Origin of the sequence: Acinetobacter sp. CIP 102129 (assembly GCF_000368305.1) — a bacterium.
Lineage (GTDB): Bacteria > Pseudomonadota > Gammaproteobacteria > Pseudomonadales > Moraxellaceae > Acinetobacter > Acinetobacter parvus.
Genome location: NZ_KB849341.1, coordinates 34,802 through 51,301, shown reverse-complemented (window position 1 = coordinate 51,301; position 16,500 = coordinate 34,802). Strand labels below are relative to the sequence as shown.

Sequence of the window (16,500 nt, the reverse complement as noted above, 5' to 3'; positions counted from 1 at the left end):
TGTTGGTGTTGGTGTTGGTGTTGAGTCATTACCATCATTACATCCACTTAATATAAGAGATGTTCCGATAATAGTCGCCAAAAGTGTTTTAGATATATACATAATATGCTCTCCTCGTACTGTAATAGAGCTGAAGTGTTATAAAAACGTTAGAATTTTTATACGGAACTTTATTAGACCTCTTGCGAAAGTATAGTTTTATCTAATTTTTTAATTGGCTAAAACCCCAAAAATATGGCTTTCGACTGCTTAAAATTTGACTAAAGTAAAAAGTCTATTGTGATTAGTGAAAAAGTCAAATTATTTACAGGCTCGATTAGACCTCTTGCGAAAGTCGTTATTGCAAGTTCATCCAGTTCACCAGTGCAGCGATTAAGTTAATGCGTAAACCGAATCTTTTCCGTCTATTTCGATAGCGTTTACTGAGTATTCTAAATCTTTCCAATTGACTATTAGTTAGTATGTTCGATTACAACTCGTATTTTTTCAATCATTTTATTGTACCTTTTCTCAACTTTAAATAATGGGAAATTTTTCTTTTTTTTGATTGGTATCAATAATTTAAATCCATCTTGCTCTAATCCGTAATGCCCTAAATCGGTCATAACATATTCACAATGTTTGAATTTCTTAGCCGTTTTTCTTGCCAATTTAATGTCATGCTGACTGTCATTCGATATATCTACTCCTATGATTTGTTTGCTCTTCGGATGATAGATCACTTGGGCTTTTAGCGTATGTTTCTTCTTTTTACCACTGTAGAACTTACTCTGATTTTTTTTGGGGCGTTCTATTGAACATTCTGTCGCATCAATAATGAACCAGCTAAACTGTTCGTCTGCTGTTGTAATGCTTCGTTTTGGCGGGGTAAAACGCCTTGATTTCATTAATGCATCTTCAACCTTTTTAATAGTTCGATTCACATTACTTTCAGCGATATGGCAATTTGCCACCAATTCCAATTGAGTGTTATAATTTTGTAAGTAATTGAGTGTTAATAATAATTGATCCTCTATAGCTAAAGTATAAGGACGCCCTGATTTCTTTTTAAGTGATTCTGCATCTTTTAAAACTTCGACCATTTCACTGAAAACTGGTCGAGGTACGCCAACCAAGCGCTTGAATTCAGAATCTGAAAAACGGTTTAATTTCTGATATTTCATGAAATCTATATTAAGTCAGTTTTTACTTTCGCAAGAGGTTTATTATATTGTGTTGAATTAAAATGTTTTTTTATTTTATATACTTGTTGAATAAAAAAATATCTTAGATTCAGAATTTTTTTAGCAGTGAGCGTAATTATTATGTTGAAATTATTGGCATTGGATCGTTTTACAATATTATTAATTACAATGGTGATATTGGCGACCTTTATTCCAGTATCAGGTCAGCTTGCACATTATTTTAATATTCTCACAACTGTCGCAATTGCTATCCTGTTCTTTTTACATGGTGCAAAACTCTCACGTGAAGCAGTGGTTGAGGGGATGTTGCACTGGAAAATGCATGCCTTGGTATTTGTCTTTACTTTTGTGATTTTCCCAGCCATTGGGTTACTGGCAAAACCCATTTTGGAACCTCTTTTAGGTCAGCAGTTGTATTGGGGTTTCCTGTTTATGTGCTTCCTGCCATCAACAGTACAGTCCTCCATTGCATTTACCTCAATGGCAAAGGGCAATGTTGCTGGGGCAGTGTGTAGCGCATCTTTTTCCAATATCATTGGCATGTTTATTACGCCAATTTTGGTCAGCTATTTTATTCTCGGGCAAAGCCAGCATGGTTTTGATCCAACCAAGTCGATCATTCAAATCACCTTATTGTTACTGGTTCCTTTTATTTTGGGTCAGTTATTACGTCCTTATATTTTTCCTTATATGCTCAAGCTGCCGAGTCTGGTAAAGGCTTTTGATCAGGGTTCCATCTTGATGGTGGTGTACGGTGCTTTCAGTAGTGCCGTAGTTGCTGGTTTATGGCATCAAGTGAGTGGCTTGACGCTGCTTTATTTAACAGTTGCATGTTCTGTTTTGTTGACTGTGGTGATGTTGCTTGCTATATATCTGCCAAAATGGCTGGGCTTTAACCGTGCTGATCAAATCACCATTTTCTTTTGTAGTTCCAAGAAAACACTGGCCAGTGGTGTTCCGATGGCACAAATCCTGTTTATTGGACAGCCATTGGGGATGATTGTGTTGCCGATTATGATTTTCCACCAAATTCAGTTGATGGTGTGTGGGGTGATCGCCAATCACTGGTCAAAATCAGGTCGGGAATAGTTCGCAAAATTTAATTTATTGGTGTATAATATTCGCCACTTGTTGGCTTTGCTCTGACCTGGAGTCTCGGTGAGTCAAAAGAAATGGTCTGTTGTGGTGTTGATCTGCGAGTGTGAAAACACTTAGCTTTCCTCATGTTGAGAGTGATCAATTGCGATAACAGCTTAAGCCTTTCTTGCTAAATAGGAGCATCGACCATGCGCGCCGATATTCACCCTAAATACCAAACATTAGTTGCTACCTGTTCATGTGGTAATGTGATCGAAACTCGTTCTGCGCTTGGTAAAGAAACAATTTACCTTGACGTATGTTCAGCTTGCCACCCATTCTATACTGGTAAACAAAAGAATGTGGATACTGGTGGTCGTATCGACAAATTCAAGCAACGTTTCTCTGGTATGTCGCGTTCTATCAAGCGTTAATATCAAGAAAACAAAAAACGGGCAATATGCCCGTTTTTTTTATGATTATAATTTCTAGATATAGGGCGTATTGAATACGCCCTATGTGAATTTATTGGTCTTGCACGTCCGTTAAACGGTCCAGTTTCTTCTGGAAATAGTTACCCTGTAGGAAACGGGCCTCTACATTCCATGCATTGGCAAACTGGTTCATATCATTGAGTTCAGTCAGGAAAATCTCAACAGGTTTTTGGGCAATAAAGTGTAGAATCTTTTCCTGTAGTGCCGCCATCTGTTTTTCAGACCCCAGCATTTTTGCCAGCTTGCTATGGAAGCTGAGATATTGGGTATCAATCTGTTGAAGTATGCTGTCACTATACAATGAGTCGCCAAAACCACGGATGGAAATCTCTGCCCCATGTTGTCGCAGTAAGGCAATTTGTGGCTGTGCCTGAGACAGGTTCTGCTGTAGGGCCTGTTCTGAGAATTGCAGAATCAGTGGGTGAGCCTGTTTACTACCAACAATGGTGAGTAACTTGGCAACCAGCTCAGGCAGTTTCTTGTCATTCAACAAGATATGGTGATTGAGGTTTACAATCAATTTCGCTTTAGGATACTGGGTAATAAAGTTATGCAACTGCTTGCATGCCTCAACCAGTATCCAGCGGTCCAGTTGAACTGATAATTCAGGATCATCCTTTAAATCACCCAGATCAGCGATATCCTGCCATTGATTGTTATGGATAAAACCACCCGACACTTCATAAGTATGGGTATGTTGATCCTGCTTGTCATAAAGCTGCTGGTATTTCAGATGGATATCGCCTGCATCCAGTTTTTGCCTGAGTTCTTGTAACAGGCTTAGCTCTACATTGGTTGGAATCTGTTCGGTTGTTAAACCAATATCTGCATCAATTTTTGGGCCATCAATGGTTGGCAAACCAAGTGAGAATGCCTTGTTCAGGATCTGTTCAAAACTGGCTTCATCCGCAATTGGCTGGGCAAGCTCACTGTAGCCCAGTTTTAGGTGAAGAGGGAATGTATAATTCTCAGTTACCAGTAACTGCGGTTTTTGCAGACTATTCAACCCAATCAGAAGTGAGTTGAGTACATGGGTTGATTCTGCCTGAAACAGCGCAACATAAAGCGCATGGTCCACCTGATAGACAGGAACATTGACCTGCTCCTTAATAAAGCCTGCAATGTTGGAGAAATAGGTTTTGGTGGCACGCCAGTCAGTCTGGAATACTTCGTTTGGACAGCTGTTAAGGCTAAATAAAACCAGTGCATTGGCATTGGCTGGGTGGTTTGCAAGCTGTCGGTTGATATGTTGCAGTGCACTATTCAAGCCTGAAATTTTTTCAGAAGAAGTAACGGCTGGTATTGTCGCTGAAGACTGAATGGTGGACTCACATTCGATGTTCAGCTGGATTTCATCCTCATTTCCTGAAGGAAGGAACTCAACCTGTAATGCACTGTTTTTTACACTTGGGTTTTGGGTGCGAAGTTCAAATCGCCCTTGTTCGAACTGTCCCTGTGAAATTTTCTTAAAACGCAGTTTAAACTGACCTAGTTCTTCAGGCTGCAAAACGTCCAGAATGGGTAGGCCAATTAAATCGTCTGCATTGCTGAATCCAAAAAGCTGTGCATATTCGGTGTTGGCCGTAATATGAATGCCTTCCTGCAAAATTGCGACCGCTTTATGGGTTTCTGCAACCAGTGACTGCGCCTGAGTTTGAGCCGCTTCCAGTTCACTGAGCAGACGGTGTTCCGCCTGAACCAAGCGGCTATAGGACAGGGCCCGAATAATACTGATATAAAAATTTTCAGGTGATTTAAGATTTAGGACATCATAAATCCCTTTATGGATATACGTCTGATATTGATCAGCTTTGTAGTCATCTGGTTCAAGTAACAGTATAGGCAGGCTAGGCTGTGAGGATGCCTGAATCAGTGAAAGAGTCTGTTCAATCTTTAGATCGTACGCACGTCCAAAAATAACCATATCCCAGGGAAGATTCAGTTGCTTCTCAAATGCCTTGAGGTCGTCAAGCAAGGTCGCCTTGACCTGATGCTCCTGATTGGCGAATAACTCCAGAATCTGGTTATAACGTAACTGGTTATCATCAATAATGAGTAAGCGGGTTTCAGTTCGTTTTAACTTTTTAGAGAGTAAAGAATTTCTCACTTCAATGCTTCCCATAAATCTTGATCATTGGTATCCATATTATTTTGTGCCATGAATTTATGAAGAATGGACTGTTCATCTTCATTTAGCAGTTCAAAATCAAATTGAACAAAACTCTGGGTAATTAATTGTGCGTTTAATAAATACACTTTTACTTCCTCTTTCCCCAATCTTAAATGAATCGCCTGTTGTTCCCGAAAAATTTGTGAACCAGGCAAAATTAAAGTTGTTTTGGTTTCATCCAAATTCTGGTTTTTTAATAAAAGTGCTGGATGGTAGTTGCTGACATGCCGATCGGCCTGAACGCGTACAGCACATGGGAAAATTTCCTGAGCAAGAACCTCCAATCCCAATTCCAGACTTTTCTCGGTTGACTGCTTAAGCCAGCGAATCACGCCGCCACGCCAGTGGCCATGTGATGTTTCTTTTACAAGAATATACTCACCTGTTCTTAGATTTTTTGGCGCTTCTGCTGACCATTTAATCCGATAACCATTGACACTAATATCTAAAATATCTGCTTGATAGATTGCTTTATTTTCTCGACTTAAACGCTGGATTGAGGATTCTTGATTTCCAGAAGAATCTTTTTTATCCCAAGTCGATAGAAATTTTGATTCGCTTTGTAGTCCATACCCGTGTTCTAAGAGTAATGTTTCACCAAAGTTTTTTGCTTTGGATAAATAGAAGTGGGCCGTTAAGAGTCCAAAACAAATATGTAGTTGAGCTGAATATTCATAACGTTCATGACGGCGTTCTGCTGTGGTTCCAAGAATGGTCTGAACATGAAACTTGAGTGCAGGAGTCAGGTAAATTTTTTCATTCTTGGAAATATATTCAGCATTTTTATGCAAGGTTGCTGTGACATGGTCCAGCAGGGTATTGGTACTGATAAAAACATTGGGATTAAACCCTGAGCTTTGCTTTTTATTGTAGATGGGTGGGTGGTCTTTGCTGGTGTCCACCACATACTTGGTCAGGTCAGTCTCTTTAGACAGAATCTGAAGCATTTTTGCCCAGTCAAAACTACACTGGAACAATGCCTGAATTTCAGACTGGCGAATTTGATTGGTATTAAAAATATCCATCAAAATTAGTTGGGCATAGGCCTGGGAAATATTGCTGAGAGAGTTGGGTTTACTGCCCTGAATCTGTTCCAGATTGGTCTGGTGGTATTTATGGGTGAGTGCAGCCTCATAAAGTTGATGGGAAATCAGCCATTGTCCTGCAACAGGTTCACTATAGAGCATATGTTGCTGATAGAGAAGTTGGGTCAGTTGCTGCAATGCCTGAAAAGTTGCCAGTGTTCTGGCGGTTTGTAAGTTCTTTTTCTGGTTTAGTGCAAAGATTGAAAATTTCTGATTATCGAGCTGGTCACTGCTGCGACGCACAATATTGATGTAGATAGCCGCAAAATAACAGCGTAACAACATGGCCAGTTCAATAATGTGTTCATTACGGTCTGAACTGATGACACCCTGATTAAAAAAGTTCTTTTCCAGACTACCCAGTACATTTTCAATTGTGGGATGTAAAATTTGTACCAGATCGAAACGCAGTGTCTCAGAACACTCAAGTTCGCTGAGTTCCAACAGGGCTGCAAATAGTGCTTTGGAGGTATCGCCCAACTGCATGATGGACAGGTTGGAAATCCATTCATTCAAGCTTTTTGAATTGGTGTCGCAAAAGCTGAGTTTATCCCGTCTCAAGACAGTTGGAATTTGAAATATATCCGAAAAAGCATTATTCATCATTGTGTTATCAATCTCAGAACGTTTGAACCCCAAAAAGCGGTGTTTTATTTTTTTCGCCCGCAATTTCCCTCACAAGTTTCGGAACCAGATAGCCTGGTAAACTTGCCAATACATCACTGTATATCTGATCTATCTCTGAAGATCTTAAATCAAAATGCTGAGCCCCTTTGACTTTATCCAAAACATGCAGGTAATAGGGCATTACTCTGGCTTCAAATAAACGGAAACTCAACTCATGCAAAGTTTTTGCAGAATCATTCACACCTTTTAATAAAACTGCCTGATTTAGCACTGTAATATGGTGTTCTGATAACTGTAATAACTTTGAGCAAGTAAAGTCGTCAAGTTCAGCTGCGTGATTTGAGTGTATCACTACTACAATGCGTAGCCTACTGTTTTTTAATATGGAAATCAGCTCTTCATCGATTCGATTTGGAATAACGACGGGAACACGTGAATGAATTCTCAGAATCTTAATCTGAGGGAGAGATGCTAGACGTTCCAACCAAAGTGCTAATTTGCGATTCGACAAAGTTAGGGGATCTCCGCCACTCAAAATCACTTCATTGATCAGCGGATTTTGCTCAATATATTGTTTGATATGTGGCCAGTCATCATTTTTAGGCAAATTTTCCTGATAGGGAAAGTGACGGCGAAAGCAGTAACGGCAGTGAATTGCACATGCACCTGTTAAGGTCAGTAAAAAACGGGACTGATATTTATGTAGAACGCCAGCCATCTGGTTGGCTGCCTCTTCACCCAGTGGATCGGTGACAAACTCAGGATGTTCCTCAAGTTCTAGATGATGGGGGAGGACTTGTAGCAACAGCGGATCAAGTGGATCGCCAATGCTCATTTTTTCGACGAATGCACGCGGGACACGCAATTTAAACTTTTCAGAGGCGAGGATTGCCCCTGATAATAGCTGATCGGTGGATAACTCAAGTAGATTTAACAGCTCCAGAGGATCAGTAATGAGGTCACTCAGTTGTGATTGCCAGTTTTGCTCTTGATGTAAATAGTTTATCATGCCATACGTTAAAAATAGTGTGAGGACTATGCCTGTACGTGTAGTCTAGCATTAATAGAGTTGAGTTTTAAGTTTGGAGTGCGCCTTTCATGGCCTATTATTCTACAAATGATTTTAAAGCAGGCCTCAAGGTTATGCTTGATGGCAACCCATGTTCAATCATGGAAAACGAATATGTAAAACCAGGTAAAGGTCAGGCGTTCAACCGTGTGAAACTGCGTAACCTGCGTTCTGGTAAGGTATTGGAAAAAACTTTCAAGTCAGGTGATTCTCTGGAAGCCGCTGATATTGTGGAAGTTGAGATGGATTACCTTTACAACGATGGCGAAATGTGGAACTTCATGGATCCTGTATCTTTCGAGCAAATCGCTGCTGACAAAACCGCAATGGGTGATGCTGCGAAATGGTTAAAAGACGATTCAAATGAAAAATGTACCATCATGTTGTTCAATGGCGTACCTTTAACTGTGAGTCCACCGAACTTTGTGGTATTGAAAATCGTTGAAACTGATCCGGGTGTACGTGGTGATACTTCTGGCGGTGGCGGTAAGCCAGCGAAACTTGAAACAGGTGCTGTGGTGCGTGTTCCATTGTTCGTACAGCAGGAAGAAAGTGTTCGTGTAGACACGCGTACAGGTGATTACTTAGAGCGTGCATAATCGTTAAACACAAAACATACGATTATCGAAGGGATGATGAAGAATCATCCCTTTTTTTATGCCAAAGTATTAGATAAATAATTTTTGATAAAAGATAGACTAACAAAGATATTTTTCTACAGAAAATAGAGAAAGGGAAATCAAAATAACCACAAGTTATGTATTGGAGAGGTTTTGAATGGAGATAACACAAGCAAAATCAACACTTCCCTCAAAACTCCTATGGAGTTTGGTTGCCATAGTCGGGGCAATTTCATTTGGGATATTGGCGGTGAGTCGCGGTGAGCATGTCAATGCAGTCTGGCTGGTTCTCGCTGCGGTTTGTGTTTATAGCATTGCATATCGGTTCTATAGCTTATTTATTGCGAACAAGGTATTTGAGTTAAATCCCAGACGCTTAACACCAGCGCATCGCTTAAATGATGGTCTGGATTATGTCCCGACCAATAAGTACGTTTTATTCGGGCATCACTTTGCAGCCATTGCGGGTGCAGGGCCGTTGGTGGGACCAATTCTAGCAGCGCAGATGGGTTACCTACCTGGAACAATCTGGCTTCTGGTGGGTGTGGTGATTGCTGGAGCAGTGCAGGATTTTCTGGTTCTGTTTATTTCAACACGGCGTGATGGTCGTTCCTTGGGTGAAATGGCAAAGCAGGAGCTCGGCACTTTCGCAGGTGTTATTGTCATGCTCGGTACATTGGGCGTGATGATCATTATCCTTGCGGTATTGGCTTTAGTTGTTGTAAAAGCCTTGGCACATAGTCCATGGGGTGTGTTTAGTATTGCCGCCACCATTCCAATCGCCCTGTTCATGGGTATTTATATGCGTTACCTACGCCCAGGAAAAATTGCAGAGGTATCCATCATTGGTTTTGTGCTGATGATGGCCGCAATTGTCTTTGGTGGGGATGTTGCGAAAGATCCATACTGGGGACAGTTATTTACCCTAAGTGGAACGCAACTGACCTGGGCACTGATCATTTATGGCTTTATTGCCTCGGTGTTGCCTGTGTGGTTATTGTTAGCGCCTCGTGACTATCTATCCACGTTTCTTAAAATCGGTGTGATTGCAGGTCTGGCTGTTGGGATTATCTTTGCCATGCCTGACCTGAAAATGCCTGCGGTGACTCATTTTGTCGATGGCACAGGTCCAGTATTTGCGGGTAGTTTATTTCCTTTCCTATTTATTACCATTGCCTGTGGTGCGATTTCAGGTTTCCATGCACTGGTTTCTTCTGGAACAACCCCAAAACTGGTTGATAATGAAGTCAATATCCGCATGATTGGCTATGGTGGGATGTTGATGGAATCTTTTGTCGGCATTATGGCAATGATTTGTGCAACCGTGCTTGATCCTGGTGTTTATTTTGCGATTAATGCCCCAGCGGCAGTTCTGGGCACAACCGTGGATACGGCTGCAGAAGCGGTGCGTAATCTAGGTTTTATCGTCACACCTGAAATGCTGACGGTGCTGGCGCATGAAGTGGGTGAGAGTTCAATCCTGTCTCGTACAGGCGGTGCGCCTACCTTTGCGATTGGGATGGCACACATCATCTCGGAAATATTCAATAGCCGTTCCATGATGGCTTTCTGGTATCATTTTGCCATTCTGTTTGAGGCCTTATTTATTTTGACTGCGGTGGATGCAGGGACACGTGCCTGCCGTTTCATGGTACAGGATACGGTCGGCATCGTAGTGCCAGCGGTGAAACAATCCAGCTCATTCTTTGGAAATCTGGTCGGAACTTTTGTTGCGGTTGCAGGGTGGGGCTTCTTTGTTTATCAGGGCGTGGTTGATCCACTGGGTGGGATTAACTCATTGTGGCCGCTATTCGGTATCGGTAACCAGATTCTTGCCTCAATGGCATTGATTTTGGGTACAGTCATTTTGTTCAAGATGAAAAAAGAGAAATATGTTTGGGTCACCATTGTCCCAACAATTTTCCTGTTCATTACTTCAATGACCGCGGGTTGGCAAAAGATTTTCCATGAAAATCCAAAGATTGGTTTCCTTGCACAAGCCAACCGTTTTTCTGACGCGATTGCACGTGGTGAGGTGCTTGCTCCAGCCAAAACTGTTGCTGAAATGCAGACCATTGTTATGTCCAATCAGATCAATGCCGCATTGTGTGGCTTCTTTATGATTGTGGCGATTGTGATGGTAATTGCCTCAATTGGAATTGTACGCCGTGCATTGCAAAGTTCTGTACCTACTGTCAATGAGGCACCCGCAGTTTATTCAGAAACACCGATGACCGCGAATAGCATCAAGGGAGAGTAGGCATGGATTTTAAGATTGGTCGGCAGGGAAGTGCTGTGATTGTGAAGATTATTAAATTCACCATCATGTCGCAAAAGCACTTGCTTTTATCTCCGAAGAATTGGTCTCGTATTGCAACTTTATGGCAAAACCTGCAAAAAAGTTTTCGTTTGATGGTCGGTGTGCCTGATTATGAAAACTACGTAAAGCATATGCAAGCGCATCATCCAGATTTAACGCCAATGGATGCTAAGACTTTTTATCGTCATTGTATCGATGCGCGTTATCCGTCAGCAGGCGGTAATATGAAGAAATGTCCTTGCTAGAAATCTTTTGATTTCTTTGAAAAAAAGCAAAAACAGTGTATGTTGAATCATGCACTGTTTTAGTTTGGGGATTGCGTTATGTGGGGCATGGAAAAAGCTTCTATTCAAGAAAAACAACAAAAAAATCAGGAAGTAGAGCAAAATATTAAAAATTTTACTCAGAAAATCGAGCGTTTTTTGGTTGAAGTGAATCAACTTATTTTAGATAAACCACAACAAACTAAATTAGCGCTAACCTGTTTATTGGCAGGAGGCCATGTATTGTTTGAAGACTTACCAGGTCTGGGAAAAACCACGTTGGCCAGTGCACTGGCGCGTTTAGCTGGACTGCATTTTCAGCGTATTCAGTTTACCAATGACATGCTGGCAAGTGATGTCATCGGGATCAATATCTTTAATCAAAAAGAACATTTATTTGAATTTAAGAAAGGTCCTATTTTTACCCAAATTTTGCTGGCTGATGAAATTAACCGTTGTAGCCCCAAAACACAGAGTGCCTTGCTTGAGGCAATGGAAGAGGGGGCAGTCACGGTAGATGGGATTCATTATGAATTGCCACAGCCATTCTGGGTGTTGGCGACCCAAAATCCGCTGTTTCAAAGTGGAACCTATGCCTTGCCTGAGTCGCAGCTTGACCGTTTCCTCATGCGTTTATCCTTGGGTTATCCATCACGGCAGGCAGAAAAATTACTATTACAACAAAGCTCACGTCAGGTTTTAATTCATCAATTAGAAGCGGTATTTACGCAAGTTGATATTTTGCAATTACGTGAATTGGCAAAACAGGTTTTTTTAAGCGATGCGGTGTTAAATTATATTCTTGATTTGGCTGCCGAAACCCGTAAGCAACGGCATGGACTTTCTACCCGTGGCGTATTGGCGCTCAAGGCGGCAGCCCAAGCCTATGCACTGGTTGAGGGGCGAAGCTTCGTCACAACCGATGATGTGCAAACGGTTTTTGTGGCAGTGGTTGCGCATCGTCTAAGTCTGGGAGAGGTTGAGGTGAAACAGCTTTTGCAGTCAGTTGAAGTCTTATAGTTGAGATTGACCTATGCAGAATGGATTTAGGCAGCGAGTACAGCAGTGGATTGCAAAACGCTTTCAGGTGGATGGCAGTAAAACGCTGTTGCAGAAAGATGTTTTGGTTTTCATTTATAAACAGGGTTTTTTATATCTCATTCTGATCCTGATCACCTTTATTGCTGGGATTAACTATGCCAATAACCTGATTTTAGGATTCTGCTTTTTAATCAGTGCCATTTTATGTATTAGTTTTTACCTGACTTTTAAGCAGTTGCATGGCTTACACATTGAGGTTGTAACCCCAGAAATTGGACAGGTTGAACAGGCTTTAATGCTAAAACTGCTGTTTAAACAGCCAGTAAATCACAGCCGATATTTGCGTGTGCAATGGCAGCAACAGGAACAGATTTTTTTTCTTGAGCAGGCTCAACAAACTTTAGAATTACCAGTTATTCCGCAAAAACGGGGTATCTACGATGTAGACTCAGTAAAAATCTATTCCACCTATCCTTTAGGGCTGGTACGCGCCTGGACTTACCTATATCCCAAACAGAAAGTCTGGATTGCACCCAAAGCCCATGACTGGCAGAAAGAGCATAAACATCAGAGCACAAATGCGAATGACAGTCTGGATGAGTTTAAAGAGTTGAGAGCATTTCAGCAGGGTGATTCCTATCAAAATGTTGCATGGAAGCAGGTTGCACGTGGGCAGGGATTTTTTATCAAGATGTTTGAAGCCCAGGCCAACCATCAACATCTGGAAATTGATTATCAACAGATTCCAGCACAGGGACATGAAGAAAAGCTCAGTTTCATGATGGGCTTGATTGAGCAATGTGAACAGTTGGGTGATGACTATGCCGTGATTTTGCCACATGCAAGATTGGAAAGTGGACAAGGGCAATCACAGCTCATCAAGGCTAAACTTTTACTGGCGCAGGCTTAATGATGACCAAGCAAATCTATTTCTGTATTTTGGCTGCACTGGCATTTGTCTTGATGGGGCAAGTCGCCTTTATTCCAGTCACCCTAAGTGGATTATGGGGTGTGGTTTGGTTAACACTGGTCTGGCGATATAGAAAACAAAAAATTTCACCATTTCCACGCTTATTTTTAGTTTTTTTCTCTTTATTGTCTTTAGGTCTTATTTATTTAAATTATCAAACTTTACTGGGAGTAGAAGCAGGAGTCGCATTTTTAAGCACCTGTTTATTTGCCAAAAGTCTGGAGGCTAAAAATACCCGTGATCTGCTGATCGTGTTCAACTTTGCTTTATTCGTTAGTGCGAGCTTGCTGTTGCACAGTCAGGCATTCTGGATGGCGGTACTTGTATTCGCATCATTTGTGATGTGCCTGATGGGATTGTATCGGATTCAGACCAGCTTATTTAACAACAACACCATATCTACCAATCAACTGAAACAGGACATTAAACAGATTTTTAAGTTTGTTGGTATTGCAACGCCGTTCTTTATTTTACTGTTTATCTTCTTCCCACGTCTGCCTCCTCTGTGGTCAATTCCAATTCAGAAAGATCGGGCAACCACAGGGATTAGTGACCGCATGTCACCTGGGGATATTGCCGAGCTTTCGCAGTCCTCGGCATTGGCTTTTCGTGTGGTCGCAAATATGTATCAGTTGCCAAGTCGCAATGAATTATATTGGCGTGCTTTGGTGCTGGATGAATATGATGGCACCACCTGGACCAGTAGTTTTTTTAATCAGCAAGTCAAAAATATACAGTCTACCTCCCATAGTGTGCCATACCAATATTTGCCTGCAGATGAACAGGCAAACTGGATTATGGGTTTGGAATATTCAGTTCCTCAGGGACGTTATTTACAGCTTTATCAGGATGATAGTATTCGACCAACCCGATTGATTAAACGTAATCAACCCATTCAAATGCAATGGTTGGGAAGAACCTCAACAGAAGCTGTTTCTTTGTCACCACGTCAACTTGAATTCAGTATCAGGTTTAAAGAGGACAGTGATAAAAAAGCCCAGCAATTGGCGCATGAATTATTTGAGCAGAATCAGCAGCAACCTGAAAAATATATTCAGGCAGTGCTGTCCTGGTATCGGAAAAATGGCTTTGTTTATACCCTGACACCAGGCACTTTAGGTGGTGATCGTATCGATCAATTCCTGTTTTCCAGCCGAAAAGGTTTTTGTGAACATTATGCCTCCAGTTTTGTGATGCTGATGCGTTATGTTGGAATACCTGCACGCGTGGTAACAGGTTATCAGGGGGGGCAACTTGCACCTGATGGTCAAAGCTGGGAGGTTCGTCAACTGGATGCACATGCTTGGAGTGAGGTTTATCTCAATGGCAAGTGGAAAAGAATTGATCCGACTGCAATGATTGCGCCACAACGAATTGATACTGGGATGCAGGATTATCTGGCAGAAGATCAAACAGTTTGGGGCGATAATCAAACACAGGCTTGGCGTGTTCAGCAGTTTAAATTATTAAAAAATATGCGTATCTGGAGCGATTATTTAAGTTATCAATGGCAAAGCAAAGTCGTAGGATATGATGCCGAAAAACAGAAAAACTGGTTGGCTCGACTGGGGCTGGATTCAAGCTATGGCTATGCTGTGGTTCTCATTTTAGGAATCGGTGGTGTTTTAATGCTTTACGTTGGTTTCTATTGGTGGAGACAAAGCAGACGCCAACAGCAATATCAACGTATCATTTTTAAATTTCAAAAACAGTTACCGAAATATTTGCAAAAATATCCTGCTGAAACTTTCCATTGCTGGATCAAACGTTTGTCTTTACTTGTTGAGGATCAACAACCATTTGAAAAAGTAATTGTGTTATATCAAAAAATCGTGTTTTTAGAACAAAAGAATGGTTCCGATATTCATCAATTCACGAAGTTGCTTAAAGACTGCGCAATTGCACTCAAACAGTCCCAAAAAACTTGTGAACACGCTGAAAAATGAATATTATACTTCTCATTCTAGGTGTATAGCTCAGTTGGTTAGAGCGCTACGTTGACATCGTAGAGGTCTCCAGTTCGAGTCTGGATATACCTACCAAGATAAATCAAAGACTTACAAGCATTTCAAAGACTTGTAGGTCTTTTTTTATGCCTTTCGTTTGCTTTATTTGCTGCATTTAATTCTGCTAATAAAGATATATTTGTGTCAAAAATGGGTCAGAACGCTTTGAATAAAACGTTGTGGTCATTTTAACATAACTTTACAATAATGGTGACAGCAATGAAATTACCAAAACCTAGACAGCGTGGAAATAGTTGGTCCACATCAATTATGATAAATGGTAAAAGAGAGTATTGCACAAGGGATACTGAACAAGAGTGTATTCACTGGGCTAGACTATGTTCAAATGGCGATTCAGCGTTTAATTGGTTTTGGGAAAAAAGAAGAGCTTAAGGAAATTCTGGCAATTTTAAGAAAGCAGAAGCCTGATAGGATAAGGGTTCTGTGAAATTTGTCGTGTACAGAGACAATTTATAAATGCTGAACAAAATTAAAAAAAGCTGTTCCACTTTCATGAAACAGCTTTTTGATCTATGCGCTCATAGCATCTACAGAGAGTTCAGCAACAGTTGGTTTTGGTTTTTCTGCTGTTAAACCTAATTTAGCAAATAGGATTTGGTCTTTACCTTCTCCAGCATTAGGCGTAGTCAATAACTTATCACCAGAAAAAAGCGAGTTTGCACCTGCCATGAAGGCAAGCGCTTGATCTGAATCACTCAGTGATTCGCGTCCTGCCGATAATCGAATATAACTATGAGGCATAATAATGCGAGCAACAGCAATCGTACGAATCCATTCGGTTACATCCAGCTTTTCAACTTCAGCAAGCGGTGTACCTTCGATCGGGACAAGCATATTGATTGGCACTGATTCAGGGTGAACAGGCATGGTTGCAAGCTCATGCAGTAAACCAATACGGTCATTACGGCTTTCGCCTAAACCGACAATCCCGCCACTACAAACTTTCATACCCGCTTGACGTACATGATCTAATGTATCTAAACGATCATCAAAAGTACGCGTACTAATAATATGTGAATAGTATTCACGAGAGGTATCAAGGTTATGGTTATAATAATCTAAACCAGCATCTTTTAAGCGTTCAGCTTGTGACTGATTGAGCATACCTAAAGTCATACAAGTTTCTAAACCGAGTGCTTTTACTTCTCGAACCATTTCTAACACATAAGGCATATCTCGTTCGTGTGGATTGCGCCAAGCAGCGCCCATGCAGAAACGTGAAGAACCAGAATCTTTTGCTGTTTGTGCTTCACGAATGACTTTATCTACTGCAATACGCTTTTCTGCTTCTAGTTTTGAGTCGTAATGTGCAGATTGAGAACAATACTTACAATCTTCTGGGCATTTACCTGTTTTGATTGAAAGCAGTGTACTGACTTGAATGGTATTTGGCTGAAAATGCTCACGATGAACACTTTGTGCTTTGAATACTAAGTCTAGAAAAGGTTGATCATATAAAGCTTGGATTTCATCACGAGTCCAGTCATTACGTAAAGTCATTGTTATATCCATGATGATTGATTACAAACATTGAGATTAATCATACAGAAATC

At 41.0% G+C, this 16,500-nt stretch carries 12 protein-coding genes, 1 tRNA gene and 2 pseudogenes; 10 read left to right on the top strand and 5 right to left on the bottom strand.

All coding sequences use genetic code 11. The annotated features are described in order from the left end of the window. Nucleotides 1-337: 337 nt before the first annotated feature. Nucleotides 338-1,163: pseudogene (locus F973_RS14675) on the bottom strand (IS5 family transposase). Nucleotides 1,164-1,304: 141 nt separating this feature from the next. On the opposite strand from F973_RS14675, the gene F973_RS08245 reads away from it, so the two are divergent. Continuing rightward, the gene (locus tag F973_RS08245; protein ID WP_004761187.1) at nt 1,305-2,273 is read left to right on the top strand and encodes a bile acid:sodium symporter family protein; all 969 of its coding nucleotides are present in this window, start codon (nt 1,305-1,307) and stop codon (nt 2,271-2,273) included. A gap of 197 nt (nt 2,274-2,470) precedes the next feature. Further along, entirely contained in the window at nt 2,471-2,695 is a 225-nt protein-coding gene (gene rpmE / locus F973_RS08240; RefSeq protein ID WP_004679402.1) for a 50S ribosomal protein L31, read from the top strand. A gap of 91 nt (nt 2,696-2,786) precedes the next feature. Here the strand turns inward: rpmE and F973_RS08235 are convergent, their stop codons facing one another. The 3 genes from F973_RS08235 to epmB are packed head-to-tail and all read right to left on the bottom strand — an operon-like array spanning nt 2,787 to nt 7,646. Then, the gene (locus F973_RS08235) at nt 2,787-4,877 is read right to left on the bottom strand and encodes an EAL domain-containing protein (RefSeq protein WP_004761186.1); all 2,091 of its coding nucleotides are present in this window, start codon (nt 4,875-4,877) and stop codon (nt 2,787-2,789) included. Further along, a complete protein-coding gene (locus F973_RS08230; RefSeq protein ID WP_004761185.1) occupies nt 4,859-6,616 on the bottom strand; it encodes a hypothetical protein in 1,758 nt (585 codons plus the stop codon). Before F973_RS08230 ends, F973_RS08235 begins: the two co-directional genes overlap by 19 nt. A gap of 13 nt (nt 6,617-6,629) precedes the next feature. After that, nucleotides 6,630-7,646 (bottom strand): EF-P beta-lysylation protein EpmB, encoded by a 1,017-nt coding sequence (gene epmB, locus F973_RS08225; RefSeq protein ID WP_004761184.1) that lies wholly within the window; start codon nt 7,644-7,646, stop codon nt 6,630-6,632. Between the two features lie 89 nt (nt 7,647-7,735). On the opposite strand from epmB, the gene efp reads away from it, so the two are divergent. The 8 genes and pseudogenes from efp to F973_RS15090 all read left to right on the top strand — a co-directional run. Next, nucleotides 7,736-8,305, top strand: a complete 570-nt coding sequence (gene efp / locus F973_RS08220; protein ID WP_004652839.1) for an elongation factor P — start codon at nt 7,736-7,738, stop codon at nt 8,303-8,305. 178 nt (nt 8,306-8,483) lie between these two features. Continuing rightward, nucleotides 8,484-10,586 carry a carbon starvation CstA family protein gene (locus tag F973_RS08215; protein WP_004761183.1) on the top strand — a complete coding sequence of 701 codons (2,103 nt, stop codon included), beginning with the start codon at nt 8,484-8,486 and terminating at the stop codon, nt 10,584-10,586. Between the two features lie 2 nt (nt 10,587-10,588). Further along, the gene (locus F973_RS08210) at nt 10,589-10,891 is read left to right on the top strand and encodes a YbdD/YjiX family protein (RefSeq protein WP_004761182.1); all 303 of its coding nucleotides are present in this window, start codon (nt 10,589-10,591) and stop codon (nt 10,889-10,891) included. Nucleotides 10,892-10,969: 78 nt separating this feature from the next. Further along, nucleotides 10,970-11,929 (top strand): AAA family ATPase, encoded by a 960-nt coding sequence (locus F973_RS08205; RefSeq protein ID WP_004761181.1) that lies wholly within the window; start codon nt 10,970-10,972, stop codon nt 11,927-11,929. Nucleotides 11,930-11,942: 13 nt separating this feature from the next. After that, nucleotides 11,943-12,860 carry a DUF58 domain-containing protein gene (locus tag F973_RS08200; RefSeq protein ID WP_004761179.1) on the top strand — a complete coding sequence of 306 codons (918 nt, stop codon included), beginning with the start codon at nt 11,943-11,945 and terminating at the stop codon, nt 12,858-12,860. A 2-nt stretch (nt 12,861-12,862) separates the two neighbouring features. Beyond that, complete coding sequence (locus F973_RS08195) at nt 12,863-14,866, top strand: transglutaminase TgpA family protein (RefSeq protein WP_004761176.1); 2,004 nt, start codon at nt 12,863-12,865, stop codon at nt 14,864-14,866. 19 nt (nt 14,867-14,885) lie between these two features. Then, nucleotides 14,886-14,962 (top strand) — tRNA-Val (locus F973_RS08190). 286 nt (nt 14,963-15,248) lie between these two features. After that, a pseudogene (locus F973_RS15090) lies at nt 15,249-15,374 on the top strand (IS4 family transposase); the annotation flags it as partial. Between the two features lie 83 nt (nt 15,375-15,457). On the opposite strand, the gene bioB reads toward F973_RS15090, so the two are convergent. Beyond that, complete coding sequence (gene bioB, locus F973_RS08180) at nt 15,458-16,447, bottom strand: biotin synthase BioB (protein ID WP_004761175.1); 990 nt, start codon at nt 16,445-16,447, stop codon at nt 15,458-15,460. Between the last annotated feature and the right edge of the window lie 53 nt (nt 16,448-16,500).